The 26,898-nt window shown below is 54.3% G+C and carries 28 protein-coding genes; 10 read left to right on the top strand and 18 right to left on the bottom strand.

The annotated features are described in order from the left end of the window. The first annotated feature begins 102 nt into the window (after positions 1–102). From R3C20_11460 to asnB, 4 genes are all read left to right on the top strand, one after another. Complete coding sequence (locus R3C20_11460) at positions 103–1,023, top strand: alpha/beta hydrolase-fold protein (protein MEZ6041117.1); 921 nt, start codon at positions 103–105, stop codon at positions 1,021–1,023. A 192-nt stretch (positions 1,024–1,215) separates the two neighbouring features. Next, positions 1,216–2,049, top strand: a complete 834-nt coding sequence (locus R3C20_11455; GenBank protein ID MEZ6041116.1) for a phosphoribosylformylglycinamidine synthase subunit PurQ — start codon at positions 1,216–1,218, stop codon at positions 2,047–2,049. A 53-nt stretch (positions 2,050–2,102) separates the two neighbouring features. Continuing rightward, on the top strand, positions 2,103–3,209 hold the full coding sequence (locus R3C20_11450) for a glycosyltransferase (GenBank protein ID MEZ6041115.1): 1,107 nt from the start codon (positions 2,103–2,105) through the stop codon (positions 3,207–3,209). Positions 3,210–3,229: 20 nt separating this feature from the next. Continuing rightward, positions 3,230–5,182 (top strand): asparagine synthase (glutamine-hydrolyzing), encoded by a 1,953-nt coding sequence (asnB, locus tag R3C20_11445; GenBank protein MEZ6041114.1) that lies wholly within the window; start codon positions 3,230–3,232, stop codon positions 5,180–5,182. Between the two features lie 56 nt (positions 5,183–5,238). Here the strand turns inward: asnB and R3C20_11440 are convergent, their stop codons facing one another. The 5 genes from R3C20_11440 to R3C20_11420 all read right to left on the bottom strand — a co-directional run bounded on the left by R3C20_11440 (position 5,239) and on the right by R3C20_11420 (position 9,640). Beyond that, a complete protein-coding gene (locus R3C20_11440) occupies positions 5,239–6,576 on the bottom strand; it encodes a sulfatase-like hydrolase/transferase (GenBank protein ID MEZ6041113.1) in 1,338 nt (445 codons plus the stop codon). Between the two features lie 177 nt (positions 6,577–6,753). Further along, a complete protein-coding gene (locus R3C20_11435; GenBank protein ID MEZ6041112.1) occupies positions 6,754–7,035 on the bottom strand; it encodes a hypothetical protein in 282 nt (93 codons plus the stop codon). A 493-nt stretch (positions 7,036–7,528) separates the two neighbouring features. Next, positions 7,529–8,068, bottom strand: coding sequence for an RNA 2'-phosphotransferase (locus tag R3C20_11430; protein ID MEZ6041111.1), 540 nt, complete (start codon positions 8,066–8,068; stop codon positions 7,529–7,531). A gap of 283 nt (positions 8,069–8,351) precedes the next feature. Then, positions 8,352–8,999 (bottom strand): RNA ligase family protein, encoded by a 648-nt coding sequence (locus R3C20_11425; GenBank protein MEZ6041110.1) that lies wholly within the window; start codon positions 8,997–8,999, stop codon positions 8,352–8,354. A gap of 119 nt (positions 9,000–9,118) precedes the next feature. After that, complete coding sequence (locus tag R3C20_11420; GenBank protein ID MEZ6041109.1) at positions 9,119–9,640, bottom strand: hypothetical protein; 522 nt, start codon at positions 9,638–9,640, stop codon at positions 9,119–9,121. Between the two features lie 1,175 nt (positions 9,641–10,815). On the opposite strand from R3C20_11420, the gene R3C20_11415 reads away from it, so the two are divergent. Further along, positions 10,816–10,974 (top strand): hypothetical protein, encoded by a 159-nt coding sequence (locus R3C20_11415; protein ID MEZ6041108.1) that lies wholly within the window; start codon positions 10,816–10,818, stop codon positions 10,972–10,974. 203 nt (positions 10,975–11,177) lie between these two features. On the opposite strand, the gene R3C20_11410 is transcribed toward R3C20_11415, so the two are convergent. Beyond that, positions 11,178–11,879 carry a hypothetical protein gene (locus R3C20_11410; protein MEZ6041107.1) on the bottom strand — a complete coding sequence of 234 codons (702 nt, stop codon included), beginning with the start codon at positions 11,877–11,879 and terminating at the stop codon, positions 11,178–11,180. Positions 11,880–12,206: 327 nt separating this feature from the next. On the opposite strand from R3C20_11410, the gene R3C20_11405 reads away from it, so the two are divergent. Further along, the gene (locus tag R3C20_11405) at positions 12,207–12,413 is read left to right on the top strand and encodes a hypothetical protein (protein MEZ6041106.1); all 207 of its coding nucleotides are present in this window, start codon (positions 12,207–12,209) and stop codon (positions 12,411–12,413) included. A gap of 222 nt (positions 12,414–12,635) precedes the next feature. Here R3C20_11405 and R3C20_11400 read toward each other — a convergent pair whose 3' ends face one another. The 9 genes from R3C20_11400 to R3C20_11360 all read right to left on the bottom strand — a co-directional run bounded on the left by R3C20_11400 (position 12,636) and on the right by R3C20_11360 (position 19,035). Then, a complete protein-coding gene (locus R3C20_11400; protein MEZ6041105.1) occupies positions 12,636–13,103 on the bottom strand; it encodes a hypothetical protein in 468 nt (155 codons plus the stop codon). A 624-nt stretch (positions 13,104–13,727) separates the two neighbouring features. After that, positions 13,728–14,216: a hypothetical protein gene (locus R3C20_11395; protein MEZ6041104.1), complete on the bottom strand. Its 489-nt coding sequence runs from the start codon at positions 14,214–14,216 to the stop codon at positions 13,728–13,730. A 205-nt stretch (positions 14,217–14,421) separates the two neighbouring features. Next, positions 14,422–14,868 carry a hypothetical protein gene (locus R3C20_11390; GenBank protein MEZ6041103.1) on the bottom strand — a complete coding sequence of 149 codons (447 nt, stop codon included), beginning with the start codon at positions 14,866–14,868 and terminating at the stop codon, positions 14,422–14,424. A gap of 97 nt (positions 14,869–14,965) precedes the next feature. Then, on the bottom strand, positions 14,966–15,328 hold the full coding sequence (locus R3C20_11385) for a hypothetical protein (protein MEZ6041102.1): 363 nt from the start codon (positions 15,326–15,328) through the stop codon (positions 14,966–14,968). A gap of 94 nt (positions 15,329–15,422) precedes the next feature. Then, positions 15,423–15,980: a hypothetical protein gene (locus tag R3C20_11380; protein ID MEZ6041101.1), complete on the bottom strand. Its 558-nt coding sequence runs from the start codon at positions 15,978–15,980 to the stop codon at positions 15,423–15,425. A 98-nt stretch (positions 15,981–16,078) separates the two neighbouring features. Continuing rightward, a complete protein-coding gene (locus tag R3C20_11375) occupies positions 16,079–16,543 on the bottom strand; it encodes an NADAR family protein (GenBank protein ID MEZ6041100.1) in 465 nt (154 codons plus the stop codon). Between the two features lie 118 nt (positions 16,544–16,661). Then, positions 16,662–17,666 carry a hypothetical protein gene (locus R3C20_11370; GenBank protein MEZ6041099.1) on the bottom strand — a complete coding sequence of 335 codons (1,005 nt, stop codon included), beginning with the start codon at positions 17,664–17,666 and terminating at the stop codon, positions 16,662–16,664. Positions 17,667–17,787: 121 nt separating this feature from the next. Then, complete coding sequence (locus R3C20_11365; protein ID MEZ6041098.1) at positions 17,788–18,696, bottom strand: hypothetical protein; 909 nt, start codon at positions 18,694–18,696, stop codon at positions 17,788–17,790. Positions 18,697–18,882: 186 nt separating this feature from the next. After that, on the bottom strand, positions 18,883–19,035 hold the full coding sequence (locus R3C20_11360; GenBank protein MEZ6041097.1) for a hypothetical protein: 153 nt from the start codon (positions 19,033–19,035) through the stop codon (positions 18,883–18,885). Between the two features lie 116 nt (positions 19,036–19,151). On the opposite strand from R3C20_11360, the gene R3C20_11355 reads away from it, so the two are divergent. Next, positions 19,152–19,772, top strand: a complete 621-nt coding sequence (locus R3C20_11355) for a hypothetical protein (protein ID MEZ6041096.1) — start codon at positions 19,152–19,154, stop codon at positions 19,770–19,772. Positions 19,773–19,845: 73 nt separating this feature from the next. Here the strand turns inward: R3C20_11355 and R3C20_11350 are convergent, their stop codons facing one another. From R3C20_11350 to R3C20_11340, 3 genes are all read right to left on the bottom strand, one after another. Continuing rightward, positions 19,846–21,234, bottom strand: coding sequence for a hypothetical protein (locus tag R3C20_11350; GenBank protein ID MEZ6041095.1), 1,389 nt, complete (start codon positions 21,232–21,234; stop codon positions 19,846–19,848). Between the two features lie 206 nt (positions 21,235–21,440). Then, a complete protein-coding gene (locus R3C20_11345) occupies positions 21,441–22,532 on the bottom strand; it encodes a serine/threonine-protein kinase (GenBank protein ID MEZ6041094.1) in 1,092 nt (363 codons plus the stop codon). 121 nt (positions 22,533–22,653) lie between these two features. Further along, positions 22,654–24,243, bottom strand: a complete 1,590-nt coding sequence (locus R3C20_11340) for a TolC family protein (GenBank protein ID MEZ6041093.1) — start codon at positions 24,241–24,243, stop codon at positions 22,654–22,656. Between the two features lie 599 nt (positions 24,244–24,842). Here R3C20_11340 and fhcD point away from each other — a divergent pair. The 3 genes from fhcD (at position 24,843) to R3C20_11325 (ending at position 26,816) form a co-directional block, all read left to right on the top strand. Continuing rightward, entirely contained in the window at positions 24,843–25,736 is an 894-nt protein-coding gene (fhcD, locus tag R3C20_11335; protein ID MEZ6041092.1) for a formylmethanofuran--tetrahydromethanopterin N-formyltransferase, read from the top strand. Between the two features lie 133 nt (positions 25,737–25,869). Continuing rightward, positions 25,870–26,205: a molybdopterin dinucleotide binding domain-containing protein gene (locus tag R3C20_11330; GenBank protein ID MEZ6041091.1), complete on the top strand. Its 336-nt coding sequence runs from the start codon at positions 25,870–25,872 to the stop codon at positions 26,203–26,205. Between the two features lie 446 nt (positions 26,206–26,651). Further along, on the top strand, positions 26,652–26,816 hold the full coding sequence (locus R3C20_11325; GenBank protein MEZ6041090.1) for a hypothetical protein: 165 nt from the start codon (positions 26,652–26,654) through the stop codon (positions 26,814–26,816). Positions 26,817–26,898: the final 82 nt, after the last annotated feature.

Below are 26,898 nucleotides of genomic sequence, written 5' to 3'. Positions count from 1 at the left end.
TTGGAGCTGGACCCACAACATCCGAAACGCCTGCCAAAACGACCGCCTGCGCGTCGTCTCTGTGACAATACCCAACCCAGTACTCACAAGGAAAGATTCACCATGGGCCTCAATATGCTGATGGCACAACGCAAACTGCTGGTCCTGCTGGCACTTCTTTTCTGGGCCGGGCAGCATCGCACATTCGCTCAGCAAAAGAAGGCGGCTCAGGCGACATTTCGATGGGTCAACCCACTTCGACAGGCGCTCCCCTCCACCAAACACGCCACGTTCAGGAGCCCATCGATGGGGATCGATGTTGGATACTGCATCTATCTTCCGCCAGCCTATGAGTCGTCCCCGGAAAAACGATTCCCTGTCGTGTATTACCTGCACGGAGGACGGCCGGGAAGCGAACTCAAGAGCGTCAGGCTCGTTGAAAAGATTCATCCCTTGATGGCTGATGGGGCTGTGCCACCGATGATCTATGTGTTCGTGAATGGCGGCCCGGTCAGCCATTACAACATGCCGGATCGCAAAAATGCCATGGGGGCGGATGTCTTCATTAAGGAGCTGATTCCGCACGTCGACGCCACCTACCGAACCGTGGCTTCACGTGAAGGTCGGGGAATTGAGGGGTTCTCGCAAGGCGGTCGGGGAACCACCCGTTTGATGTTTCGTTACCCGGAACTGTTTTGCTCAGCCGCACCGGGTGGGGCCGGGCATTCGACCGAGAAACGAATTTCCGAAGACAACGGTCGAGAATCGGACGAACTGATCTTTCAGCCGGGCGACAACACCTATGACCTGGCACGACAGTACGCCAGGACCAAACAACCACCACTGAAGATTCTGATTCACGTCGGAACCAAAGGTTTCAACTATCAAAACAACCTCGAATACATGCAGTTTCTGGATTCGCTGGGCATCCCCTACGAACGACTGATCGTGGAAGGCGTCCCGCACAGCGCAATGGAAATCTACTCGCGACAGGCCGCACGAATCATCCAATTCCATGCAGAGAACTTTGCTCTGGTGAGGTAATTTTAAGCATCCGGACACCTGTTCCCCCGCTTACGGTCCGTGGGGAAAGTGGCAGAAGTCTGCGGTGGTGGATGAAAGAGGCTGTTGGGCCTGCTAAAACTTGCGGTGCGTCGCCGGGGTGGCCCGGAACAACCGATGGCAATCCTCCTTTCCTGCTGCCTTTGGGCAGATTTCCGGGTTTGAATTTTACTCATGGCTGCTCCCCGAGTTTGCGTACTGCGTGCTCCTGGTACCAACTGCGATATCGAAACGGCACACGCCTTTGAGCTGGCTGGAGCGGAAGCAGAACGAGTTCACCTGTTTCGTCTGCTGGAAAATCCGGGACGGCTATCGGAATTCCAGATTCTGTGCGTGCCTGGTGGATTCAGCTACGGCGATGACCTCGGCGCGGGCGTTATTTTTTCTCGCCAGCTACGCGGGCAGCTGAATGACGCCATGAGAGAATTCCTGACCGCCGACAAACTGGTGCTGGGAATCTGCAACGGTTTTCAAACGATTCTGAAAGCCGGGCTGATCATGCGACGCGGCATCGAAGATACCTCAGAGAAGAACTGGGAAGATCAGGTCACGCTGGCATGGAACCAGAACGGCCGATACACCGACAGGTGGGTACGATTGAAAGTTACCAGCAGCAACAGCGTTTTCCTGAAAGGCATTGACGAATTTGACGTTCCAATGGCACACGCAGAAGGTCGCATTGCTCTGAAAAAACCAGAGCTGCTGCAGACACTCCGCGATCAACAGTCGATTGCCCTGTGTTACTGGTCACCGGAAGCGACCACCCTGGCAGAAGCATCGGGCGATCCAACGGACATCGGGATTCTGCCCGAACCCTTCAACCCCAATGGCTCTCTGGCCAACATCGCCGGACTAAGTGACTCCACCGGTCGAGTGCTGGGATTAATGCCGCACCCCGAACGATTTTTGTTCGCGACGCAGCACCCCCAATGGACACGATTAAACCTGAGAGGTGAGGGTGATGGCATTCGCATGTTCCGAAACGCCGTCGAATACTTCGCCGGTTAGTTTACGCGTGGCCACCATGGCCCGGCACTCTCATTAGCGGGGTTGAGTGATCTGTGATTCGCGTGGCCTTTGTGATTCCAACGCTCGATCAATCCGGCGCAGAACGTCAGCTGACTCTGCTTGCGACCGGCCTGCCACGCGATCGTTATATCGTCAAAGTCTTCGCGCTGAATCGTGGCGGTCATTATGCCGACCAGTTAAGAAACCACGGTATCGAGGTGGAAGTGCTGGAGAAGCGATTTCGCTTCGATCTGCTCACGTGGATCCGCCTGCGTCGTGGGCTGGCAGAATTCTGCCCGGATTTCGTTCAGTCGTACCTGTTCGCCGCCAATGCATATGTTCGCCTGCCCGCAGTTTGCCCGCCACGGGCAAGAGTGATTGTCTGCGAGCGATGCGTGGATTCGTGGAAAAGCGCATGGCAACTAAAGATTGACCGATGGATGCTGGGCCGAACCTGGGCGATGACTGCGAATTCCCGAGGGGTTGCAGATTTCTACATGTCAATCGGCGTGCCCGTGAATTTCATCACCGTGATTCCAAACGGAATGCCCCGCCCGAAGCAACCCGTTGATCCTGCAGCGGAACGTCAAAAAGCCCGACAAACACTCGGACTCCGTTCAGACGATCGGGTCGTTGGATTCGTGGGACGGCTGGCCCGCCAAAAGCGCCTGCAGGACCTGATCTGGTCATTTCAGTTGCTGCGTCAGACCATCACGAATGGCAAACTGGTACTCATTGGCGATGGTCCGGAACGTGTCGCGCTGGAAGAACTTGCCATCAATCTGGATTGTCGCCACCTGATTCACTTTGCGGGTCATCGATCCGATGCGTACCAACTGGCAGCAGCGTTTGACGTTTTTGTGTTGCCCAGTGAATTTGAAGGCATGTCGAACAGCCTGATGGAAGCGATGTCTCTGAGGCTGCCCGTTGTCGCCAGCGATATCGCCCCCAATCAGGAATTGATCCAACACGAAACAACGGGGCTGCTTTACCCGGTGGGCAAGTCAGCCGATCTCACCATGGCCATGAAGCGACTCTTCGATGATATGAATCTGGCAGAAAAACTGGCGGATGCAGGTCAACAGAAAATTACGGAATCTCATTGCGTCGAACACATGGTGGCCAGGCATTGCCAGTTGTATGAATCCGGCATCATCTGATAGACAGGAATCTCGAACTCGTGTGCGGAATTACCGGGGCCATCTGGTGGCAAAATGAAAGGGCGGTCAGCGCGCAGACTCTGCAGCGCATGACCGACAGCATTCGCCACCGCGGACCGGACGCAGATGGCCACTATTTCCGCCCAGCCGACAATACCGCCTCGCCCAGCCTGGGCGTCGCGCTCGGACATCGACGGCTCAGCATCATTGACGTGGCCGGCAGTGCGCAGCCACTCAGCAACGAAGATGACCAGATACAAATTGTCTTCAATGGCGAGATCTACAACTATCAGGAACTTCGCCCCGATCTGATTGCCAGAGGCCATCAGTTTCGAACGGACGGAGACACAGAAGTCATCGTGCATCTGTACGAAGAATATGGCCTGGATTTTGTGCAGTATCTCAGAGGCATGTTTGCCATCGCCATCTGGGATGCTCGACACCAGCGGCTGGTACTGGTCCGCGATCGACTCGGACAAAAGCCGCTCTTCTATCGGCTCGAATCGGGCCGTCTTTCATTCGCCAGCGAACTGAAATCGCTGCTACAGATTCCGGATATGCCGCGCGAGCTGGACCGTATGTCCGTTCTGCGTTTCCTTACCCTTCAGTATGTTCCGCATCCGCACTGCATCCTTCAGGGATTCAACAAGCTGCCGCCGTCAACCATCGGAGTACTCCAGGATGGCCAGCTGAACCTGCAAACCTACTGGTCACCCCCGTACGATCAGCCACAACTGCATCGAGCAAAGATTGCCGACTGGCAGGATGAACTACGCGACACACTGACCGAGGCTGTCCGATTACGTTTACGCAGTGACGTACCGCTGGGGGCATTCCTTTCCGGCGGTATCGATTCGACGGTCATTTGCGGACTGATGCAGAAACAGCTGGATCGTCCCGTACAGACATTCTCCATCGGCTTTCCGATCGCCGCCTTCGACGAACGGAGCTACGCGCGACAGGCCAGCCAGATGCTCGGCACAGATCATCACGAAGCCGTCGTTGAGCCCGACGCCATCGAGATGCTGCCGCGGCTGGTCTGGCACTACGACGAACCATTTGGAGACAGCTCGTCAATTCCAACCATGTATCTGTCAAAGATGACTCGCGAAAACGTGACCGTCGCCCTGACCGGAGACGCGGGCGACGAACTCTTCTGCGGCTACGATCGTTACAAGGCCGCGCGCATCGCAGGCCTTACGGATCGACTTCCGTCGTGGGTGCGCCACATCTGGAATTCCAGACTGGTCGCTGCCATCCCAACATCCGTCGAACAGAAATCTTTTCGTCGACGACTCAAACGGCTGCTGGAAACCCTGGGACAGGAACCCGAACGAAGATACCTGAACTGGATCACCATCTTCAATTCAGCAAGGCTGCAGTGGCTGGTCAGCGAAGACATGAGGCATCTGCTGAATGAACAGGAACCTGCAGAATGCATCTTTGACGCTTACGGTCGTTATCCCAATCGCGACTTTATCACCAGAACAACCGCAACCGATCTTCACACCTATCTGCCCTGCGACATCCTGACAAAAGTAGACATCGCAAGTATGGCGGTCGGCCTGGAAGCTCGCAGTCCCATGCTGGACCACAAGGTGGTCGAACTGGCAGCAACCATGCCCATCGAGGTCAAACAAAGCGTCCAGCGCGGAAAAATGGTGCTGACGGACACATTTGCGGACCTGATACCTGCCGATATCCAGACACGCCGCAAGATGGGGTTTGGCGTACCGATTGATCATTGGTTCCGCAATGAACTCAAGGATCTGCTTCACGACATCCTGCTGTCCGATCGATGTTTACAAAGGGGCCTCCTGAACCCGGATTCCGTGCGCCAACTTGTCAGCGAACACACCAGTGGACAGGTCGACCATGCCTACCGACTCTGGAATCTGCTGTGTCTTGAAATCTGGCAGCGCATGTATCTGGACAGTGTTCCGCCAACAGAGGCGCCCAACGCGCTGCCATAAACAGCTGCCGGGATGCAACGTCGTTCTGCGGAAATGATACGACTTTACCCGCTCGATTATTGTCGTTTTTTCTTTGCTGACTTTTCTGAACGATTCCGTTTGGCAAGATGGGCGGGACGCGCCTCCCGAAATCTCTCCAGTTCTGCAGAAAGTTGGATTCGAGCCTCCCTTTGAGCAGATGTGAGCTGGTCCGATGACAGTGGCTGAGATTCCAGCGGATCGCTGGTCAGATCAAACAGTCGGCCGTCGCGATGCAGTTTCATTTCCCGTGTCATCGCAAACTCCACTTTGGCTTCGGCACCGCCATCACGGGCGTACCAGCAATAATGAATCTGTCGAGGTGTGCTCGGTTTTCCCAGGCACTGAGGTAGAAAGCTGATTCCATCGATCGCCAGTTCAGCAGGAACAGTAACGCCCGCCGCCTCACAAATGGTCGGCAGAAAATCAACGCTGCCAATCAGATCAAAATTCTCCTGACCCGCCGGTACATGACCAGGCCAATTGACGATCAAGGGCACATGCGTACCCTGCGCGTTGCCCTGCCCCTTACCCCCCTGATAAGGCTGGCCGCGAAACTGGCTGGTCACTGTCACCTGCGTTCCGTTATCGCCGAGAAACAGGATCAGCGTGTTCTCACGCAGCTTGAACTCTTCCAGTTTGGCGACGACCCGACCAACCATCTTGTCCATGTACTGAGTCATCCACGCAAAGTTCTTCACACTGCGCTTTGCTTTTTCACCGGTTGTCGCAGGATCCCAGTCCGGGCTGTCAGGGGTGGGTTGAAAGGGGTCGTGGGTCAGAATCATGGGATAATACAGGAAGAACGGTTCGGACCGGTGTCGCTCAATGAACGACAAAGCAAAATCGTTCACCAGCGCAGGACCATACTCGCCCTTTGCAAAATCTTTCTCGACGCCGTTGTATTCCAGTCCCGGATTGGCATAACGAGGTGGTCGACGGGTTAACTGCCATAGGCACGATTCATCAAATCCAAAGTGCTGCGGCAGATCGGCCTGAAGACCCAGTTGCCATTTGCCTGCAATTGCTGTTGCGTAGCCCTGCTTCTTCAACAGATGCCCGAACGTTGTGGCCTTAGGATCAAGCAGACCAAATTCAATATAATTGCGGACATTGTAAATGCCCGTCATCAACTGCACCCGTGTCGGAGTGCACAGAGGCTGAACATGGCAATGTTCAAATCGCATCCCGGTTGACGCCAGCTGATCAATGTGGGGCGTTTGATAAGATTCGCCACCATTTGCCGTGACGCATTCAAAACCAAAATCATCCACCATGATGACAATGATGTTGGGTTTCTCTGCAAATGCGGAATTGCATATTGCGCCCGCCAGCCATACTGCGACAACACTCACACCAATCAGAAGTCTCTGCACGATTTCAAACCTGTCGGATAAAGTGGCAATCGGGTCCGTGAACGGCCGAAGAATCCCACGGAATTTCCCGGGCGTGGTCAGGCAATTCTAATCAACACGGATCCATGTTGCGATGACACGAAACTCAGCTCGAACATCCAGCGTCTGCAGGCAGTACATCAGATCGCTGTTCTCTCTCTATGAAAGGCTGGACAAGAAGTCCGGTACCTTGTCCTTCGCAAACTGTTTGGCGTTCGTCTCCGGGTTCTCTTTCAGGGCGTTGGCCCACTCCGCCTTGACCCATTCGATCAGATCGACATATATCGACTCTTCCCTCTCGTATTCCTGCATGAATTCGTCAATGGAAGCATACGGTGCATTCATTGCCTGAAGCGTCGACATAAAGCGTTTCTCTGTTGTACCGTCCAGCCTGCCTATCAAGTACAGGATGTAGACTTCACAGACGTGTTCCGGGTCCATGATGAAAATCCTCCGGCTGATGTGAGTGAATTTGACAAATGACAACGATGTCGTGCTGATCGAATAGCGACAACCCAGACCGGGCGGCCACCAGACAATCGGAATTCAAAACCCGCGTCGGCAGAATATTCTTCGCCGAATGGGCGCACAATCCACTGTAATAGCCTTCAAGAAATGCAAACACTTCCGCAATCGTCCCATGACAAGTGTACATGCCTGGCCGGCAGAAAGCGGCATCAACGAGCGATTGAGGCCGCAACGGCTCGATGTCGTTAGTCACCTTACTGATCCTGCACAACGCGACCGATCACCGCGCCGCGGCGATCGATATTGGTTTCGGAACCTGCGAGACCCGCGGTCCGGAAGAACATGCTATCCAGTAATTCAAACAAACCGACTCACCCCCCGGCCAAACTCATCTCATAACACACGGCAAGAATCACAAGACATCGCAGCACGCGACATCGTCACACGCGACGATTGAAACCCGGATCTACGGAAAGACGATGAACTCCACCGGAACCAAAGCCGTCAGCCAGACACCATTCTCGGAACAGAAAAACTCGTAGCCACGAGCGTACATGCCCTGAGCATCGATCGACAAAATGCCGGGTTTTCCGTGGCGTTGTCCAACTGCCAATGCAGTTGCCTTGTCCGAGGACAGGTGGACATGGTGTCGCTTCATTCGCTTCAGACCATCGACCCTGATGGCAGGTAGTGAGGTAAGTGCGGTCCCATGATACAGCACTGAAGGGGGCGCAAGGGGTTCGAGTCCAAGTTCGACATTGATTGAGTGCCCCTGGTTTGCACGAATCTTCGATCCGTCTTCGGAGATGGCAAATCGTTTCTTGGGGCTCTCGTCGACGACCCTGCGAATGCGGGCTTCGTCGCAGTTCAGGCCGTTTGCGTGCAGTCTGGCGAGCAAGGTGTTGAGTTCTGTCCAGCCTCCGGAGTCGAGCTCGATACCAACCTTGCCGGGCGCGTGCCGGAGGGCATAGCTGAGGAACTTGCTGATCTCTGTATCTGAGGACATCGCGATTCTCGCCTGCTTCGACTCTGGGCAACGCTTGCCCTCAACGGGCAAAAACGGAAGGTTTTGATCTCAGGAAAACCAACCCGAGTGCTCCGGGAACGGTACGAATCCCGGAGTACGTACGGGACTGGCTCGCATTCAGGATAACGCGAAGACCTGTAATCGCGAATTGGGTGCGACATCAGATTTGGAATACAACAGCTGTGTTCTGCGGGTGCAACTGAATCCCGGCACCAATTTCGAAACCGGAAGTCAGCCACACTCCGGTTCAACGCTTAGTCCGCTACTCCCAATAGTCTTCCCACTTATCCGCAAACGCTTCCTTCAGACGCTGCATGTATGCATTGGTCTTGATCTTTGCCATCCAGACCTTTCCGTCGGACTCACCCTTGCAAACCACTCCTTCAGCAACGCCAAATCGGCCGTCCCGGACATCGTCCGCAAATTTGCCGGTTAGCTTACCGCGATAGACCGTCCGTGCAATCGGGAGAGTAGCCAGATCCTGTACGAACTGGGCTGGCGAAAGAAGACCGTGCGCAGTTTGCACGTCAATGATCACCAGACGCTTCGCGTCAGTCGACAGGTGCCTGCCTGCAAAAGAGTGGTCACCAAGGAACTCTGTGAAGACGATCAGTTCGTTTGAGCCGTAGTATTCAAGACCGGACAGAACTGAAGACAGTTGTTCCGCAAAGGCACCGAGGAAGACCTGCGAGCATTCCTCGAGGCCCGGATGCGCTGAGTTAAATGCTGCGATTCCCTGATCATCAAGGTCGAACCGATCTCGACGTGTGCCAAATGCATACCAACCGAGCGTAGCGTCCCAGACCCAATGGATGTTGGTGCCATCGTACTTCTCGAATGCAATGCAGTTGCCAGGCGGTGCATCACCGCTGCCGGGCATCTTCGGATAGACAAGATTCGTACGAGCCACAGAATTTACACTTGTCTTTGGTAGTAAACGTCTAAAACCGCCCGATTGCCGCCAGGAGACTTTACATTCAGGAAACGCACGATCGGGAGCTCGGGTGCATTTTCTGTTCTGAAGCTTATTCACCGCAGTCGCAATCCAAAGCAACAGTCGCCACCGAATAGGATTGACGATCCGTTGCCGCAATGCATGAAGCGATGGCGAAGATCGGATTGCGATTCGATTGTATCAACAAATTCACGAAGGGTGATGTCGGTCGTCCGAAACCGAATCTGTTTGTCAGCATTCTCCGAGGTTGTGACAACGTAAATGTATCGTGGCAGCCATTGCGTGCTCTCGAAGTCGGCCTCCCGGTCCATTTCAGCCAGGGTCAATTCTGTACCTGGTAAGACCAATGGATTCTCAAGCACACGCTCCGTTGTTTTTACCGGTGCAAGCACTGCCGCAACGATGACGAACGAAGTCACAACAATGTAGGTTGCAATAGTGATCCCCCCGCGACCGCGTTTCGATTCTCGTTTTGACGCGATGGCAACAATCATTATCCATGGAATGATCATCATTATGTGTCCCATTGGCGGCACGACGATGGTGATGGACACTGCGATCGCGATCAGGACGTGTAGCGGTGAAATACTTGCCACCAGTTGCGAGCCTTCTTAGCCTCAGAACGGCGGCGTTGATCGGGCCGCCACAAACCAGTCAACCATGTGAAAAACGCTTGATCGGCGGCTCCGCGTCCAACGCTCGGTTCGCCGTCTCTTGTGCGTGCAAAAGCCAGCGATGGACGTGCAGGTCAGACCACGAATTCGCCGGTCGCTGAGTTTTGTCGCAAGTGGATTGCAGACATCGGTAAAACAAGCAACGTCATAGTATGCCAAATCCAGCGTTCGATCGTAATCGCCCATGCCACCGGCAACGCAGGCGAAAGAAGCAGACCAGTTAGCGCGACAACAACGGAGCGAACTACATTCTGCAACGGACCAGATAGTGGCGAATCCGAAGCATGCAGCCGCCGGAATCGTTCAGCAAGCCCAGGGAAACAGACTTGATCATACAGGTTGACGTCGAATCCATACGGCCCACCGGCCTCAATACACGCCGGCTCACCAGAATCAGTAGGGATGGTCATTAGGTGTCGGGGGTCGAGTTCGATCGAATACCATGCGTGTTCTTTGATTGTCAGTTACGACGACGCAGTTGCCGAAAACGTCTGCGTCAATAGTTCGGCAAGACTTGCAGCAGTCATGTAAGAGCGAGGCGGGAACAGGACGTCAATATGAGTGCCCACACCAACTCCATGTGAAGATTAACCGCAAAGGACCACGCTAACCCGGTTAGCGTGGTCCTTACGCGGGTGTGGGCAAAGTGACAAGAGACAACTGGCAATCGAGCGCCGTTCGTCTGTCGGCATCTGCCTCATGCACGTTTTGTCGCCATAGATGTCTGTGTTGATCTTCCCAGAGCCATCCTTGGCAACACGGAGTCTGAAACGCGACTTCTTCCGGGCGACCCTGGAATCAGTGCCATCAATCTTGAACATTGCGTATTCTCACATGGCGAGCGACCACGGTCACAGGATTGTGACGGACGGCTTTCAATTGAGAATTGTGGTTGGTGCACAATTCCCGTGCACCGTTTCCTTATCCTGCGATGTACCTGCCGAAAAATCACGGCATTAGAACGGTACCGTAAAGGAACAACTCTGCGACCATCAACATTACAGTGTAGAGAAGAAGTTTGCCCCGGGAATGGCCGGCGGCGGTTGGGACGAGATAGATGAACGAAACAAACAACGCGAGTAAAAGCGGAGACAGAAATGCCGTCATCTCTCTGCCGACCATGTCGGGGCCATGCCCGGGGCGGAACGGTAGAAGAGAAGTACGACAATGCTCACGCCACAAAGTATGGCCCACACAATGCGTACGCGATCGTGGAACAGCGAAGTCGACTCGGGGCCGGTACCCGTGGTAGTTGAAGAAGATTCAGATGGCGGTGAATACGGAGAGACCGATCTGTCTGTATTCCGCGATGTTTCGTCTGATTGCATCAGAAGTTCCCGTTAGCGCAGTCCTCTCGTCATGGTTGCAGCTTCACGTACGCGCTCACCCGGTTCCGGCAAGTGACCAGGTCTCGTGTGAAAACGCACCACCGCAACTCGGCTCGCATCGCCTTGCTATGCTATCTTCGTGTGCTGTTTGCATTGGCTGCCTTGCGGCCACCCCAAATTTCGATCGTGCAGTCGGGAAGTGACGCCTTCAGCTCTGTGAGGCCATTGGCAGAGATTTGCGAATCATCCAGCGACAAGAGCTTTAGAGTTTTCAGTGAACCAAGCCGAAGAATTGCTGCCTCTGAAAACTGATTGTCGCCCAGATGCAGAGCCTCCAACGAAGGAAAGGCAGCAATGTGCTCAATCGCTTGATCTGTAATGAGTTGCTTGATCTCTTCTGGCTTCTGGACCGGAAAAGGGAAGGTTCCGGAATAGCGAGCAGCGTTGCGGTACAGAACAAGTGTTCTGAGTGACTTCAGCTCTTTCAGATGCTCGATGCCCTTGTCCGAGCACCGAAAGCAGTAAGCCAGGTTCACATGTGATGTTTCCGGAAAGGCTGCCAGGGCTTTCAGCGTGTGTTCAGTCGTGTAGAACGAATCACCGTCAAATCCGTATAGGATTCCTTCGGTCGGCGAAGGCTCAGGCTGTGACTCGTCATGCCAGTTCCACGGATCATTTGGTCTCCAATCCCACACAAACGTAAGAGTGCCATGATCTCGTGAAAGATCTCGAATCGCAACAATTTGATCACGTGTCAATGTGTATGAAGCGAGATTTGACTGCTGGGCAATGCAAGAGTTGGCGACAAGGCCAAGCTGAAAGAGAAGAGCCATGGAGAATTTGCGACACACTGCGCAGGGTCCTTGCCAGAAACTTACAGCATCACGTCGGTCTGCGCGATGGATTGTGACCTCAAAATCGGTGCGATCACCCGCTCGCGTTCAACGCCTGGTTCGTCGATCAACAAGAATCGTAACTACGTATGCCACAACTGGGAACAGCAGAGTGAGTGCCGAACGCACTCCATTACTGATCTCATTAGGCCAAGTCCATGGAATCAGATGCCATTGAGCGGTGGCAATTGAAACGAGAATCGCCAATCTGAAACTTGATCTCTGTTAACACCGTCGCTGTCCCGGTTTTTCAACGGAAAGTTAGAGATGAATGCCGCTGAAGGACAGTTCACGATGGATTCGCAGAACTCTTTCGAGATTGCCAAACGCAGCGGACCACCGCAGAAAAGCGCCGCCTTCGTATGTTTGAATCGCTTCGCCGTTGAATTTGCGAAGTTCTTCATGTGCCTGTTCAGTATGACCGCGATCAATGGCCGTAACGAGCGCGTCGACGAACTTCCTGGTCTCTCCTGAGTATTAAATCGAGCTGTTAAATGAGATGTCTAATCCTACGACGACAGTGGCAATGACTGCAACCAGAATCGTAAACAATAGTCCGCATAGCCGACGCAGAATTGGGCGGTCGGTTGCCTCGCGGACGATCCAGCCGATCACTGCGGCAGTTGATCCGAAGATTGCAAAAATTACCGGTGGGACGTCAAACGCGCCATCGGCGGCTCCGCGTTCATGCCTTTGTTATCCTCTGTCTTCGGGAAGCGACGGGATGTCAATGCGTTCAGGACCGAACAATCGAAGTCCCCAATGCAAGAATACACGCAGCGGGAATGTGAGCAAGGAAATCGGAATAAGGATAATGGCGACAGGAACGGATTCTAGTTTCCAGTAGAACCAGAACCAATACAGTGGACGAGGATGCTTCCTACGGTAGCGTTTCTTATCTGCATCTGAGAGGTCATCGTAAATGCAGTGCCAGTAGGACATGTAAGCTTCACCACCGCCCATTCGCCAACCCATAGAAGTTGGTGGATATTCAGGGAAGACTCGCCACGGAGGAGGCAGGTCGCCATCGGCGTCACGCATTGAATCGAATCTCGCGATCTCTCGCGGCCCGAGCCAATCACGCATCGCGGGGGTCATCGGCATGGCACGTCCAAGTGTGTTCGCCCAGTCGGATAACGACGGCAATAACGGGGCGGCCGCCATGTAACTATGATCTCAAAACCCGCGTTGTCGGCGGCTCCCGTTCACCGCGTTGTTATCCGGTATTTTGCGGTCACATCTCGATTGAGTCGTCGCTGTCTGTTCCGCGTGCGATCATCTCCAGAGCAACAGGATACCAATACGATTCAATCCAATCATCTCCGATCGGTGCAATTCGATCTACAGTCCATCCGGCGTCACGCATCGAAAACATCATTGAGTCAGCGGCCTGGGCGTTTGTTGAATGTATTAGTGCAGGACATTTTGCCAGCCGTGTAATCAGGAATGCAGAAACGTCGCGGCCATCACCGGGATCTGGATCATCTGGTGAGTCGGTGAACAAGTCGTGATCGAGACAGATCGTCAGGCGTGTCAGTTAACGACCAGTATTCAGTTTTGAAGTCAGGTGCAGTTCTCGCGATCTTAAGCATTGCGTTTGGGTGATGGCGCAACAATCGCTCTAAATCGACGGATGCGATCATGGTCATCTTCAAGCATCAAAAGCAGTTTCATCATAGTGGCACTCGTGATGCGTCATGATCGGATAACGCCGACGGTCACGGGATTGTGCCGGACGGCTTTGATTTGAAAATTGCAGTTGATGCACAACCCCCGTGCACCATTTTGTTATGCCGCTATTGCGATGCTGCAATTCGGCTCTTGCGCAGCAAAGAATACTCTGGAATGAGGAAACCATGACTGGGCCAGAGGTTTTTTGTATCCATCCGTACCATGTAGATCAAGCAGTCGCGTCAGAAGGGCGTGCACCTGATCTACCAGCGATCGTATGAGAAGTGTGCCTGCCATCAACAACACAGATCCCGGGAGGAAATTGCAGCCGTAACTGACGTTTTCGTTGAACCATGTCAGTGTAAAGCGGCACTCAAGATCGGATATTCGCGTAAAGACCAAATGGTGTTCTCCGGGTTCGTTCATGAACACAACCGCAGCAGTATCCCCGCCCTGAAAAAGATGATGTGCCGAGAAGGCAAGTTCGCTGAGTGGATCATTTAGATATGAGGCAACGAAGGGGACGCGTTGACTCGCGTGGGAAACGGTGCCGAGTGCCCAGCCAGATCCACGCAATTCGTAATCAATCGAAAATGGTTCGATCATTCGAGGTGCACCCAATGGGCCATACATTTTCTGCGGCATAACGGCCACGATCACCGGGTTGCCGCCAGTGACGTTTGCTCGTCAGGACCGCACCATCGGCAACTCTGGTGCACCAGATCGTTATTTGCAGATCTCCCGCAGGCCTTGCGAAACACCGAAGCCGTTCCGAGTAACTTGATTGGCGAACAGATCCTGGTTAACGCGACTATTCAAAATGAGTCCATTGAATTGGCCGGAGCCAAAAGACAGCAACCGATACGCTGGCGAATAGCAGCAGATCCACCGATTCAGAGAGCGGTGAGCCACCGCCCCACAGATTTACGACGTAGATCAACGCAGTGCCGAGCATCAGAGTCACGAAAGCAATTCTCCTCCAGAAAAAGAGGCCCGTAACGCTTGCCAGTAGAAATACACGAACTGCGGTATGTGCAATAAGAAAGCGAATGAGATTCTTGTTGATGTTTTGAAATTCAGCCACTGTTCTACCGGATGCTTCCAGCTCCCTCGATGTTGTTTCATTCAGCTCTATTCGCTGTATCACAAATACTGAAACTGCACAATAGAACCCAACTGTAAGGAACTGCCAAGCGTTATATGCAAATAGAATACCGAGAGCCCAAGCCAGAAACGGAGATCTTGGTTTTGCAGACAAGGTGGCTGGTCCTGTAATGTGCAAATAACGGCTGCGGTAACGGGGCCGCCGCCAAAAAAACTATGATTTCAAAACCCACGATATCGGCGGCTCCCGTTCACCGCTTTGTTCTGTGCTTTTCGGATGCCGCGAAGAGGCGTTCTGTTCTTTCATTGCAGAACCCCTTCTTGATCCGGCCGGAATCTTCAAGTTCCCGAATCGCGTCATCTAATCTCTGTATGTCTTCCCTGCGGCATGCAAAGTAGGTCGCGTCTTCGGCGATGCCGTTCACCCAGATGGCAACATCGATCCTGCGTTCCTGAAGTTGAGCAAGAAGGTCGCATGCTTCATGGTCTGGTGGTAGTCCTTTTTCGTCCGCGAGATTTGTTGGGTATGCGAAGAACGTCCACGGGCAGTATCCCGATCGGTGATATTCGTCAGCGTCGAAGAGTAAGTCGAATCTGATCGGTGCTGGGTTCATTGTTAGCACAGAACGCTTGCAATCACCCGGCTGCGGCGAGCGACTTGGTAAAGTGTGAAAAACGCACCACCGCAGCCCGGCGTGCATTGCATTGTTATGCGCTTACTCGCATACCACGTCCCCATGTTGATTCAGCCTGGTCAGAGTCAACTGGCACTCCGGCATAGCCCGAAAGTGACAGCCACGTGTCCAGACCAGACTCTCCTACCTGAGGATCATGAAGGGCAATATCGTATCTTGTAGCAAGATGCCAAAAGTCATGATAGGAAAGTGGCGTATGCACCACGTGCTTTGACGGAACAAGGTCTGGTGCCAAATGGTTCATTTCGTCGTGGAAGACATACGCCATTCGAGTCGTCTTTACGTCGATTGCAATGGGATCTCCGCATGCCCCTGAAGCAATTGTTATGTATCCATCGCGCAACCAGGGAAGGTAAAGTAGGTCATTGTTCAGTGATTCCAGCGCGGATGAAGGAATGACTGTGATTCCTCCCTGGTACAAACACAACGGTTCGTCGAAGGTAGCAGCACAGATGTCCTCAGATATTGCCAGCGGAAGACCGAGGCCTGTTAGAAATGCGTGAGCTGAGGCGTTGACTGTATACCGCCGATCAGCGTGAATCTTCGCTGCTGCCTCAGTAAGGACGCTCATCAAGTTCCTTTTCGCATGACGACCCGCATCACGGGGTGGCGGGAGTTGATGTTGTTTTCAAAAAACGCCAGCCACCGTCACTCCCGTGCATGCGATGGTTATTTTGCGTCGTTCGAGTCGCCGGTCTGTGAGGCCCGCAATCTGTCACGGACATCCATGAGTATCTTACCAAGTTTATTTTGCCCTGTCCCATCGGCACCACAGCCCCAGTAGTAGTCGCCTCGGGCATTCTCAACCAGTTCTTCGTCGGCCGTGTCGAGAAGTCGCCTCCGAATGTCGGGGTGCGTTTCGAATTTACGTGTTACGGCTCGATGCATGATCGAGTCTTTTACGTCTTCCCAGTCGTCACGTAGCGGATACTTCGCAGATCGCCCCAGGCATTTCGCGTCACCGGGAGTTCGAGCACGTTGAATCGCCGCTTCGTGTTCGGTACCAGCGAACTTCTGAGCCTGGAAGTAATGTTCGACCGTTCGCCAATAGACGCCATCGAGTTCAAACCCGTGCGACGAGAAGTTGCAAAAGTCTCCGTATTCATCTGTTCGACTGTAAAAGTAAATTGTCATCGGTAGGATCGCGATGGCTTAGCAAAAGAACGTCTAAAATCACCGGGGTGCCGCCAGCGACGTTGATTTCAAATTCGGCCCGGATCGGCAACTCCGGTGCATTTTGTTGTTATGTGGACTAATCAGTGTCGAGTACCGACTGCTGAATATCATCACAATAGAACGTTAGCAAATGGTCAGGCCAAAGTACGTATTCGGGCCATTCAAGTTGATCGCGGATGACCGGACGCCAGCTTGATCCGCGCGAGCAGTTGAGCCCAGCCTCAAGGAACTTGAATATCAGATCAGCGGTTGCTGCTGGACCGTATATGGCCGGTATTGTGACGGTCAGTTCATTCAACATACAGGACAGCATTATGTGGATGATGTGTCCGTGCAGCTTTCTCGTCGATTCGAAGAAGCCCACCGTATCAAGGCGATCCCGTTTACCATGAATGTTAAGAGCATATACAACACCTGCCGTTGAGCCGCGTTCGTATTGTTTGTGGGAGAGCATTGCCAATCGGGCATTCATGAGCGGTTGCATCCTATGCGGATCAGGTGCGTATAGCCAACCGTTTGGCCGCATCAGTTCAATACCGTAGCCATTGTGTTCCCAATTCGCTTCAAGTTCCGCTGACACGAGATCGGCGGCGGCGTCCTTGGGGACTTTGCCGGTGGTGTAACGAGAACAGAAACGACGGATGCCGGGATCTAGATCACGCACAAAGAGAGCAAGCCGATCAACGTCATTTTGATGTGGTTCGCGAAAGTGCGCAATACGATTACGGATTGCTTTGACTTCTTCGATGCGGGCGTCCGTGTTGTTTTTTGGTGGAAAGTACGGCTCGAAGAGCGGCCAGTTGGCTCGATCCGCGATCACAGACCAAAGTTGGCCGAAAGTCAGGTATGACAACGCGGCTTGGTGAGGGGTGGCCATGTGGTGCAGGCGTTTGTCGCTTGCAAGTGATCGAGGTGGCCAGTCATTGACGTGCTTCTGAATTGGCGATTCCCAGTCGATCCGTGCGGCACGCAATTCTACGTAGACGATAGTGCGGAGCCAAGTTTCAAGCTGCCAACACATGCGATAGAGACGCTGTGCAGAACTGGGTACAGGCTCGTAATTCCAATCGTCGTCAACCAATTGTGAGTCTCCAGTGGCACGCCAACACCGTCCGCCACATAACGACCAAGGTCACCGGGTTGCGGCCAGCGACTTTGAATTCAGATTCGGCTCGGCCCGCAACGCCGCGTGCACCGATTTGTTATGCCCCTATTTCGTGTTTTGCCTGAATCTCTTTGCACACGTCCTCGATGGGTACGCCCTTGGAAAGGCACGTTTGCAATTCGTCAAGGAACACACTTGGTTCAATCAGCTGCGACAAGATTAATCGGCGCGACTTTTCGAAAGCTGCAAAGAAGTCTTCAGGGGGCACCGGTGTGTTTTGGATAAAGAAGTACAGTGCGTCTGTAATCGTAGTTGCTTCAGAGTCGTCCTTTGGATGGATTGACTGAAAGAAGTCTGCCACGAAAAGTGCGACGCGTTGGGTGTCACATTTGGTGATCACTGACAGCGCCTCCGTTGCACGTATGCCGGCAGCGAAAAGAGCGATCGGTAACCCGCGAAACGCGAAGGTTCGGATAACTTCAGCCCGTTCGATTGGGCCAAGCATCGGCATAGCTGAAGTCTGCCGCCCCAGTTTTGTGAGTAGAGTTTCTATTTCTTTGAGCAGTTCGTCGGACGCCTTTGGGCCGACGATGCGGATTGCCGCCTGCTTAAAAATGTCTTCGTTCTTGGAGGCGATCTTGACGCTTGCGATTAGCATGGCAAAAAGTGCGAACCCAATCCACGCAACGGAAAAGGCAACGTATCTTTCTGGCGTCCATTCGTAGGCAAACACCGACAAGAGCCCGCCCACGAGAGACAAGAGAGCTTCGCCGAAGTTTCCGCGAATGGCAAATATCGCGAGCGAAAGGGCTAGGATCAGTAGAACGGCTGTTCCAGTCATTAACGCGGTCCACTGCATGGTCAGCCAGACGAGACCAGCAGCCAGCAGGGTTCCGATAACCGCAATGCCGGGAGAAAGATGGTAGAGCGCGTTTAGCGTCACCCGCAAAGAGTGCCCAGTGTCGGATAAAGACTGACGAATACCGTGTTTCCGTTCGTGTGTCACACTTGTGGTCTCCATAAATTAGTTGCCGTACATGGTGACAACGCTGACAGCACGAATCCAGATCACAGAAAGCTGCGTTTTGGGGGCATAACGACCAAGTTCACGCGGCGGGCGCGTTTGACATTGACTTCAAAACCGACGCTGCCGCCCGCTCGCGTGCAACGCCTGGTTCGCCGGTTATCTCCGCTAGATTTCGGTCGGCAGCCCCAGCGAAATTAGTGCCTCTTCGCCTTCGGAACTGCTGCAGCCGTACCAGTCATCACCGTCGGCTTCATTCGGGGCATTACGAACAATGATACACCCGGCGACCACAAAGTACGATGGCCGATTGACGTCCAATCGACGGGTATCACAATACCCACATGGCTTACGGGTGTCAATGTGTCGCTGCCTGAGGCCACACAAAGTTCGTACAAATTCGTACAAGAAGGGTGGGGCGATGTCGCTGCAGGCGCATGGAACATGCCGTCAGCGCAGCTCACCTGAACGAGGGAGACGCACGCTGGTTTCCGCACTGGTTGAGTCGATGCTCCCAATGGACTCATCAGCCGCCCGAAGAAACCATCGAAGTCAACGTATCGAGACGGATCCGTTTTCTTCAAACATGGCGCAACAGTGGTAAGCCTGCCTTTGTGCGCCTGCTGGTCGTGCAGGCACTCGAACTCTACCAGCAGATCCGTGATCCCGATCATTCATCCGAAAGGATCACGGTGGAGTTGACGGAGATTCGTCACACGCTTGGACGTCCGGTGCAAGACAATCGCGATCGCCGAACCGGTCAGACGACTGCCGCGAAGTCAACCAATCTGGACGTGACAGACGATGCCATACGGATCGGAAGAATGGACCCAAAGAAATCCCGGTCCCTCAATGGATGCGAAGCTGATGCGAGTACGGCCCTGTGCGCCACGTATGGAACTCGCGCAAGTCGCCAGGGTCGAACATTCTTCAGCGGCATTTGGGGCCCGACATTGTTTCACAACCAGACGAATCGTGGGGGCAAAGAATTCCTGAGTGGTCTGGCGGTGCACGAACGCGTGGCCGCCAGCACGCAGGACAGGCATTCAACCGGCTGACAGGCCCGAGAATAGAGGGATGGACGGACACATTTCTTCGCTGGCGCGGACAATGCACAGCAGCGTTCAGTGATTACCAGACCGCATTGGGGTATTTACGGGCTGACGCCGGGCTCAACGGAGACGCATAGGACATCGTGCGAACAGGGACGTTTCGGGATCGGAACGAGTTCTGCAACACCGGAGCCATCGCTGTATTGGACGGTGGCAGAGTCGCCGGTGTCGGCACGATCATATCGTATTCGTGATCGCCCATCACATCACCCGAGTAATAGGGTATTGCCGATTGCGCCGGCGCCGCAACGTATTGTGGCGCTGCCATCTGTGGCACTGGCTGGCTGTAGTTCATCGTGGATGGGTACAGAGCGGCCGTGTTGTAACCTGGCATCCCGCCGGGCTGAAAACCATACGGCATCGGATACGCTCGCTGCGCCGGCGCCATCCCGTATTGCGGGATCATGCTGTACTGTGGAGTCGGATAGCGGGGAGCATACTGCCAGTTCTGAGCGGTGAATGCCGAAGTGCCAAAGGATTGCGCCGGGATTCCGGATCCAGCCGGAGCCCACGTTGTGGCATCGGGCACAGTCATTGTTGACGGAACCGTTGTTGTTGAGGGCAATCCTTCAGGCAGGGAAACGCTTCCCGATCCACAGTCGCTGCAGCCCGTTGATCCGGGCATCATCATGGGAGCGGACGGATATGAATACGCCGGCGAAGGCATTTGATAGTTCATTGACGGAGCCATCATGGTTGGCTGTTGCTGAACATACTGTGTTGTCCAGGAAGTTTGAGGCATCATCTGAGTCACGGGTCGCGGTACCCAAACCATCTGGTAACTGCCGCGGTCCACAGTCACAGGGCGATACGTCGTCACAGGGACACGAACCGCAACCGGAGGTGCCGGCATCTGACCACAACAAGGGTCATTGACCGGAAATGAACCACATCCACAATCGCCATTGAATGCGGGAGCCGGAGCCCATGGCATAACGGGTGCCTGCATCAGGGGAGCTTGTAACGGAGCGGCCATCATGGGCGAACATTGAGAACAACCTGGCTGAGAAAAAGCAGGCTGAGAAAAGCCTGGCTGAGGCATCATCTGTGGTTGCATCATCTGGGGGCCGAGCAATGCAGGCGGCCGCCATACCGGAGCTGGCTGTGGAATTGTGCGAGGCACGAAGCAGGGATTCATGGCCGGGGGCGGACTGGTCAGTCCGGAGAACCATGGCGTGTAGCAGCTGAATGGCCGACCTGGATAATGCCCGAGGCTTCCATCCTGATTTCCACGCAGGTAGCCGTAGCCCAGCCAGTCGTCGATGACCCTTCGCGTCGCGTAGGGATTCGGATCATGGAACCAGGAAAATGGATTCAGCAGCGGACAATAGATACATGCGTTGGCGCTGTTGGAAACAACGGTCAGCACAGTCAGGGCGAGCAGCAATGGTTTGATGCAGCGTCTCATAGGACATCCTGCGATGAGAGATTGGGGGGGAGAGTTCAGAGGGGTGTGACGACAGCAAAACCATGATTGGAGGTTTCGACGCGTCATGAGAGAGGAGCGAGAGGGTAGGCTCGCAACCGCAGCGAGTGAACCGGAAGTTGACTCAAGTTTCCGACACGAATGAACTTTGGCGGGAACCAAAAACGTGCTTCGGCGTGATTCGCCGCTCAGGAAAACAAAGCGGCAAGGATCAGCGAGATCAGGCTGAAGACGGCCAGAACGAGAATCAGCAGATTCCGCGCCTTCCAGCGGGAACCGGCAGATTCATCGGATTTGCGAAGATTGTTCTGGGGCGACCGAACGTCGTCGAACAGTTCGTAAACGATGGACCGGCTGGATCGCACCGCATTCTCCCGTTGATCGAGGAGCTCCATCTGATCGTTTTCTTCGCCGATCAGGATTTCCCCGAGTCTTCCCTGAAAATCCCGAGCACTGATCGGATGAGCCTGTTCGTCATGTTGTTCAATTCGCGTCAGCAGCCGAACCAGAGAATGGGCTGAAACACCCGATTCTTCAACAGGTTGTGGAGTCGTCCTTTCACGGGTGCCCATAATCTCCGGAGAGCTTTGCGCTTGGCTGGCTGTGGCCATTTCCCGTTCTCGACGAATGGCTGCGTTCAGGACGCGTGCGAGACTGCGAAGATCACCGGAGACTTCACGGCGCCAGTTATTGACGCCGGTCGAATTTTCGGTTGCCGGTGCCCCCGGGGAATCTGGCTTGCGGCTTAACGCTGCCGTGGAATCTCTTCCTGCCGTGGGACTGGGATGGACAGAAGTACTGTCAACGGCAGCCAACCAGCGTGGTTGCCCAAAATCCGTCACAAACACGCGCAGATCGTCCGTGAGAAGAATACAGCGATCGCTTAATCCACCATGCGACAATCCGAAATTGTGAGCGTGCTGAAGGGCTGAACAGGCTTGCCAGCCGATTTCGATAATGTCCTCAAGTGAAAACACCCTGCCCTGCTGAAACAGCTGATGCAGAGTTGTCGCGTCTACATCCTGCTGCCAGGTCAGGATGCATCCTTCACATTCCCCCGCGCCCAGAAATTCCGGCACCGCCTGATGACGGAGTGATTCCAGCATCTGCAGATCCATTTTCAGCAGCCGCCGGAACTCGGGATTCCTGGAGGCCTGACTGCCAAACACGCACAGAATCACGGGCTGCCCGGATGGATCCACCGCTCGGTACAGGGTTCGCATTCCATTTTCATCAGTCAACTGCTGCTGCTGAAAACTGGACAATAAAACCGGCTGCACGGTTTTCGTCTCCGTGGCGACAATGTCGCTGAATCAAAGTCGCTGAATCTAACTGGTCAGTGGGCTCGCCAAAGGTACGGTAGCCCCGCGTCTGCCTGGATTCCAGTCTTCAACAATCCTCTCAGTTTCGGGGCATGGTCGCGAGTCCATCCATGGTCACCATATCATCGACCTGCATGATTTCTGCGATGTCGACGGTGGCATCCCATTGTTCCATCAATGCCTGCAGGTAGCTGGTGACCACCTGAGACAACGTTTGCTGAGCGACAACCAACTGTGAAAAATCGATTGAGCCACCATCCAGACGGAACCGTTCGTAAACTCCTCGATACACGCGAACCTGATCCGGCAGCAGATCTTTGCGGTAGCTGTCTACAATCACGCGGGCAGATGAGCGACGGGCATGAATTTCTGCGAGCCGGGCCAGCAGATCATTTTGTGTTTGCGACAGATCGTTATTGGCACGCACGAGCTGACCATGAGCAGTAGCGATGTTGCCCTGATTCTTGTTGAAAACCGGGACAGGAACCGACACCTGCAAATTGGAAGCGAAATCAGACAGCGGAGTTGTGTCATCGTGCTGAAACGTTCCGTACACGGTGATGTTTGGAATAGGAGTGACCTGTTGCAGACGCAGGTTGCAGGAAGCACTGGCGATACGCGACCGGGCCGCGGAGATATCAGAATGTCGCACCATCAGAATCCCGGCAGCCTGATCATAATCCAGGTCAGGAATACTCATTTCGACCGAACCGGCAACGGTGTGTCGCGGCAGGTGAGGTGTACCCAGGGTCGCAGCGAGCTGTCGCCACGAAGCCTGCAGATGATTTTGAGCCTGAACGACGCCGTTGCGAGCCTGGACCGCAAACACCCGCAATTGCAGCGGTTCGTAAGGTGCTGCTTCGCCACCGCTGACCAAATCAATCTGGGCTCGAAAGACTTCTTCACTGAGTTTCGCGATGGCCCGATTAAACCGAACCTGTTCCTGAGCCACCAGCAGCTTGAAATACGCGCGGCGAACGTTGCTGGCCAGAGTGATGCGAGCCTTTCGCAATTCGGCCTCAGCGGCTCGCATTTCCATCGCCGCCGCACTTTGTGCAAGGGTGAGCTTATCGGCTGTCACAAATTCCTGCGTGACAAACAGCCCGTTGTAGCCAGCCGTTTTGCCGGTCCCGATGCTGTCTCCTTCATAGCCTACGATTGGGTTGGGATACAAACCGGCCTGCACGGCTGTTCCGCGAGCCTTCTCCACATCCGCGGCTGCCTGACGGATGACCGGACTGTTGTTCAGCGCCATCTGTTGCAGGGATGCCAGTGAGAGTCGGTCCTCGGCCGCAGGATCGACATTATCCACGACGGGGGCAACATCCGGAAAAAGCGATTCGACAATTGACCGGCGCTGATCCGCCGGCACGGTTGGATCGATGGGCGGCACCCTGAGCGGAGCGGCATCGGAGCCAGGTAAGTCACGAGGGATTTCAAACCGGAGTCCATCCTGAGGTGACGAACTTCCCGGCGTTACAAGGGCTTCGCCCGGGTCTGCCTCGTAATTCTTCTGTCGAGAAATCAGGGAGACCGCAACATCGCCGGTATTGTTGTCGATTCCCGGGGACAGCTGATCGTCCTGTGGATCCATCGGCGTCGAACTGCCAGCGTTCGCATCGGCAATTTCTGCCGACTCGTCAACCGGTGTACTGTCGGCTGGAGTCATTGCTCGGCCGAGAAAGGTAGTCGTGCAGCATTGAACGGCCGGCGTACGACATCCAGCAAGGCCGCAGGCGAGCGTAAGACTCGCACAAAACTGTATCGATAACCAGGATGATCGTCGTGGCACTTTACCGGCCTCCTTGCCGCCTTTGACTTTTCGCAGAGTGGCAACGGGACCTCCTGTTCTGCCACCTGTCAACGTTTTCGGTGTAGTTAACGTTTCAACCTGACTAAGCTTTCAGGACGCCTGACAGAACCAGTAACCCAATCTGCTGGCATGATCCGCGATGCCGTCACATCTGTCACAAGCCATCAGAAAATGAACAGTTAACTACCCATTGGCGAATGGCAACCTGCTGCGTTTGCGAGGGAGGAATGTCCCGTGAAGGTGCGCAAATGCGTTTGAACGGACGGTTAGCTGTCCGTTGAAAAGCGGGACAGCGACGGAGTTCGGTTCCCGTGCACAGGATTGGCTTTTCACGGGATTTGGATGGAGCAATTCGAGTGATACCGCTGAACGCGTGGCGAATTGAGACGGGGTTGGTAGACTTCTGAGTCTGGTAACTCTGCACTCGCTTGTCTGTCCATCGAACGCCTACCCACATGTCTGAACACCCCATCATTGATGATACTTTTGCCGAAGCATTTCCGATGGTCGGAACGCGGATGATCATCACGGCCATCGATCTGGACCTCGTGTTCATCGCCGCTCAGGAGTTTTGCGGTAATGCGTCCAGCGTCATCGGCTGTGATACAGAGGCCGGGGTCGAGCGATTTCTGGAGGAAGACGAAACGCCCGACGGTCGTCCTGGTGTGTCCGTGCTGGCATTCGCATTCAGCCGGAAGGGGCTGGAGAAGGCCATGGCCGCCCGGGTCGGCCAGAATGTGCTGACCTGCCCAACGACGGCCTGTTATTCCGGACTGATTGACTGCCCCAAAGAGGACCGCATCAAAGTGGGTGCTCAGCTCAGATATTTTGGAGACGGCTTTCAGATTGCAAAGAAGCTTGAGAATCGTCGATTCTGGCGTATTCCGGTGATGGATGGCGAATTTCTTTGCGAGGATGTATTCGGCACAGTGAAAGGAATCGGTGGCGGAAACCTGCTTGTGGCCGGGCGGACTCAGTCCGAAACGCTGGCGGCCGTGCGAGCTGCCGTAGCAGCCATCAGTACACTGAAGGACGTCATCCTGCCGTTTCCGGCTGGCATCGTGCGCAGTGGTTCAAAAGTAGGTTCGAAGTACCCGCAACTGAAAGCCAGTACGAATGACAAATGGTGCCCGACACTGACTGGACAGACTCAAACAGAGCTGCAGGAGGGCGAGAGAGCCGTCTACGAAATTGTAATTGATGGATTCAGCGAGGCCGCTGTCGCCACCGCTATGAAGCTCGGATTGGAGACGGTTTCAGAAATGCCCGGTGTACTGCGAATTTCAGCCGGCAACTATGGTGGCAAACTGGGTCCGCATCACTTCCACCTGCACCGACTACCTCCCTGACACGAATACTGAGATGACACTAATACTGAACTGACACTGTTGTTCAACGCACACTGTTGTTCTGCGGCGCCTCACGGCTTCGTACCCAAAGCTGCCTGACACCGCCTGAGCTCATAGAACCAGAGTACCCCCAATGACTTCACGACGATTCATCCTGAACGCGGCACGCTCTGCAAAGCAGGGAACGCTGATCAACGTTGGCAAAGATTCAGCAGAATATCAGGAGCTCACCAATACGATGACCATGGAGCCTGGTGACATGGCATCAATTGGTTTGGGTGAAGGCCAGATGGCTATCGTCCGGACAGAATTCGGCGAAGCGCAGTTTCGTTGTGAATCGGGGAAGATTCCTCAGGGAATGATCTTCGTTCCCTATGGCCCACCAACCTGCAAGCTGATGGGCGGCGACACCGACGGGACCGGGATGCCCATGTCGAAGGGTTGGGAAGTCGAAGTCATCCCACTGTAGGATCGAAACCAGGCTGACCTGTCCCGAAGTTCAGCTAACTGTCCGTTGAAAAATCGGGAAAGGCCCGCAGCACGACTGGAAACCGTCGTGTTTTGAGGTTTCCTGCTCGAGCCAGGCCCGTTTTGCAACGGACTGCTGGCAGATCGAATCAGAATGATTCGTCCCAGCATATCCGGCATTCCTGATCGCGCGATTGTTTGTGGAATGCCGGGCTGGTATTCGACACCCGGGCAAACGTAAATTGGGTCGGGTTATTCGTAATCACGAATTTCTCGCGGCATTGAGAGCACAGGATGTTAAACTCACACTCCGCCCGCGTCACCTGTTGGCCGGTCCATTCAGACTTGACCCGAATCTGATTCATCCGGATGATCAATTTGCCGAAGAATCAGGTAGTTGCTGATCACTCAAAATTTTCACCCCACCCCGGACACGAACATCCCGCCATGAAACAACAACCCATCAATTCCAGGCTGGCCGGGCCACAGAGCCCTCACTTTTCAACGGAAAACGACGCCACCGAAAATGTGGCTCCCTGGACTGAAGTGGAAGAAGGCCGATTTATGCCGCGACGAACCCGTGGCAGCAATCCCGGCCGAGCACTTGGCTGAACCTTCACCGTTCCGTCGTCTGGTCCAGGCGACACCGAATGTAAAGGCTGAGAACACTTCGCGAAGCACTTAGCCCCTGTCC

This window comes from Planctomycetaceae bacterium, assembly GCA_041398825.1.
GTDB lineage: Bacteria > Planctomycetota > Planctomycetia > Planctomycetales > Planctomycetaceae > F1-80-MAGs062.
The sequence above is the reverse complement of the archived record's forward strand: the minus strand, read 5'-3'. Positions and strand labels throughout refer to the sequence as shown.

Coding starts and splice junctions, on each gene's coding strand:
- R3C20_11460 (MEZ6041117.1), top strand. CDS start 103: ATGGGCCTCAATATGCTGATGGCACAACGCAAACTGCTGGTCCTGCTG.
- R3C20_11455 (MEZ6041116.1), top strand. CDS start 1,216: ATGGCTGCTCCCCGAGTTTGCGTACTGCGTGCTCCTGGTACCAACTGC.
- R3C20_11435 (MEZ6041112.1), bottom strand. CDS start 7,035: ATGGACCCGGAACACGTCTGTGAAGTCTACATCCTGTACTTGATAGGC.
- R3C20_11430 (MEZ6041111.1), bottom strand. CDS start 8,068: ATGTCCTCAGATACAGAGATCAGCAAGTTCCTCAGCTATGCCCTCCGG.
- R3C20_11415 (MEZ6041108.1), top strand. CDS start 10,816: ATGCCGTCATCTCTCTGCCGACCATGTCGGGGCCATGCCCGGGGCGGA.
- R3C20_11410 (MEZ6041107.1), bottom strand. CDS start 11,879: ATGGCTCTTCTCTTTCAGCTTGGCCTTGTCGCCAACTCTTGCATTGCC.
- R3C20_11405 (MEZ6041106.1), top strand. CDS start 12,207: ATGAATGCCGCTGAAGGACAGTTCACGATGGATTCGCAGAACTCTTTC.
- R3C20_11400 (MEZ6041105.1), bottom strand. CDS start 13,103: ATGGCGGCCGCCCCGTTATTGCCGTCGTTATCCGACTGGGCGAACACA.
- R3C20_11395 (MEZ6041104.1), bottom strand. CDS start 14,216: ATGATCGAACCATTTTCGATTGATTACGAATTGCGTGGATCTGGCTGG.
- R3C20_11385 (MEZ6041102.1), bottom strand. CDS start 15,328: ATGAACCCAGCACCGATCAGATTCGACTTACTCTTCGACGCTGACGAA.
- R3C20_11380 (MEZ6041101.1), bottom strand. CDS start 15,980: ATGAGCGTCCTTACTGAGGCAGCAGCGAAGATTCACGCTGATCGGCGG.
- R3C20_11375 (MEZ6041100.1), bottom strand. CDS start 16,543: ATGACAATTTACTTTTACAGTCGAACAGATGAATACGGAGACTTTTGC.
- R3C20_11355 (MEZ6041096.1), top strand. CDS start 19,152: ATGGAACATGCCGTCAGCGCAGCTCACCTGAACGAGGGAGACGCACGC.
- R3C20_11350 (MEZ6041095.1), bottom strand. CDS start 21,234: ATGAGACGCTGCATCAAACCATTGCTGCTCGCCCTGACTGTGCTGACC.
- R3C20_11340 (MEZ6041093.1), bottom strand. CDS start 24,243: ATGACTCCAGCCGACAGTACACCGGTTGACGAGTCGGCAGAAATTGCC.
- fhcD (MEZ6041092.1), top strand. CDS start 24,843: ATGTCTGAACACCCCATCATTGATGATACTTTTGCCGAAGCATTTCCG.
- R3C20_11330 (MEZ6041091.1), top strand. CDS start 25,870: ATGACTTCACGACGATTCATCCTGAACGCGGCACGCTCTGCAAAGCAG.
- R3C20_11325 (MEZ6041090.1), top strand. CDS start 26,652: ATGAAACAACAACCCATCAATTCCAGGCTGGCCGGGCCACAGAGCCCT.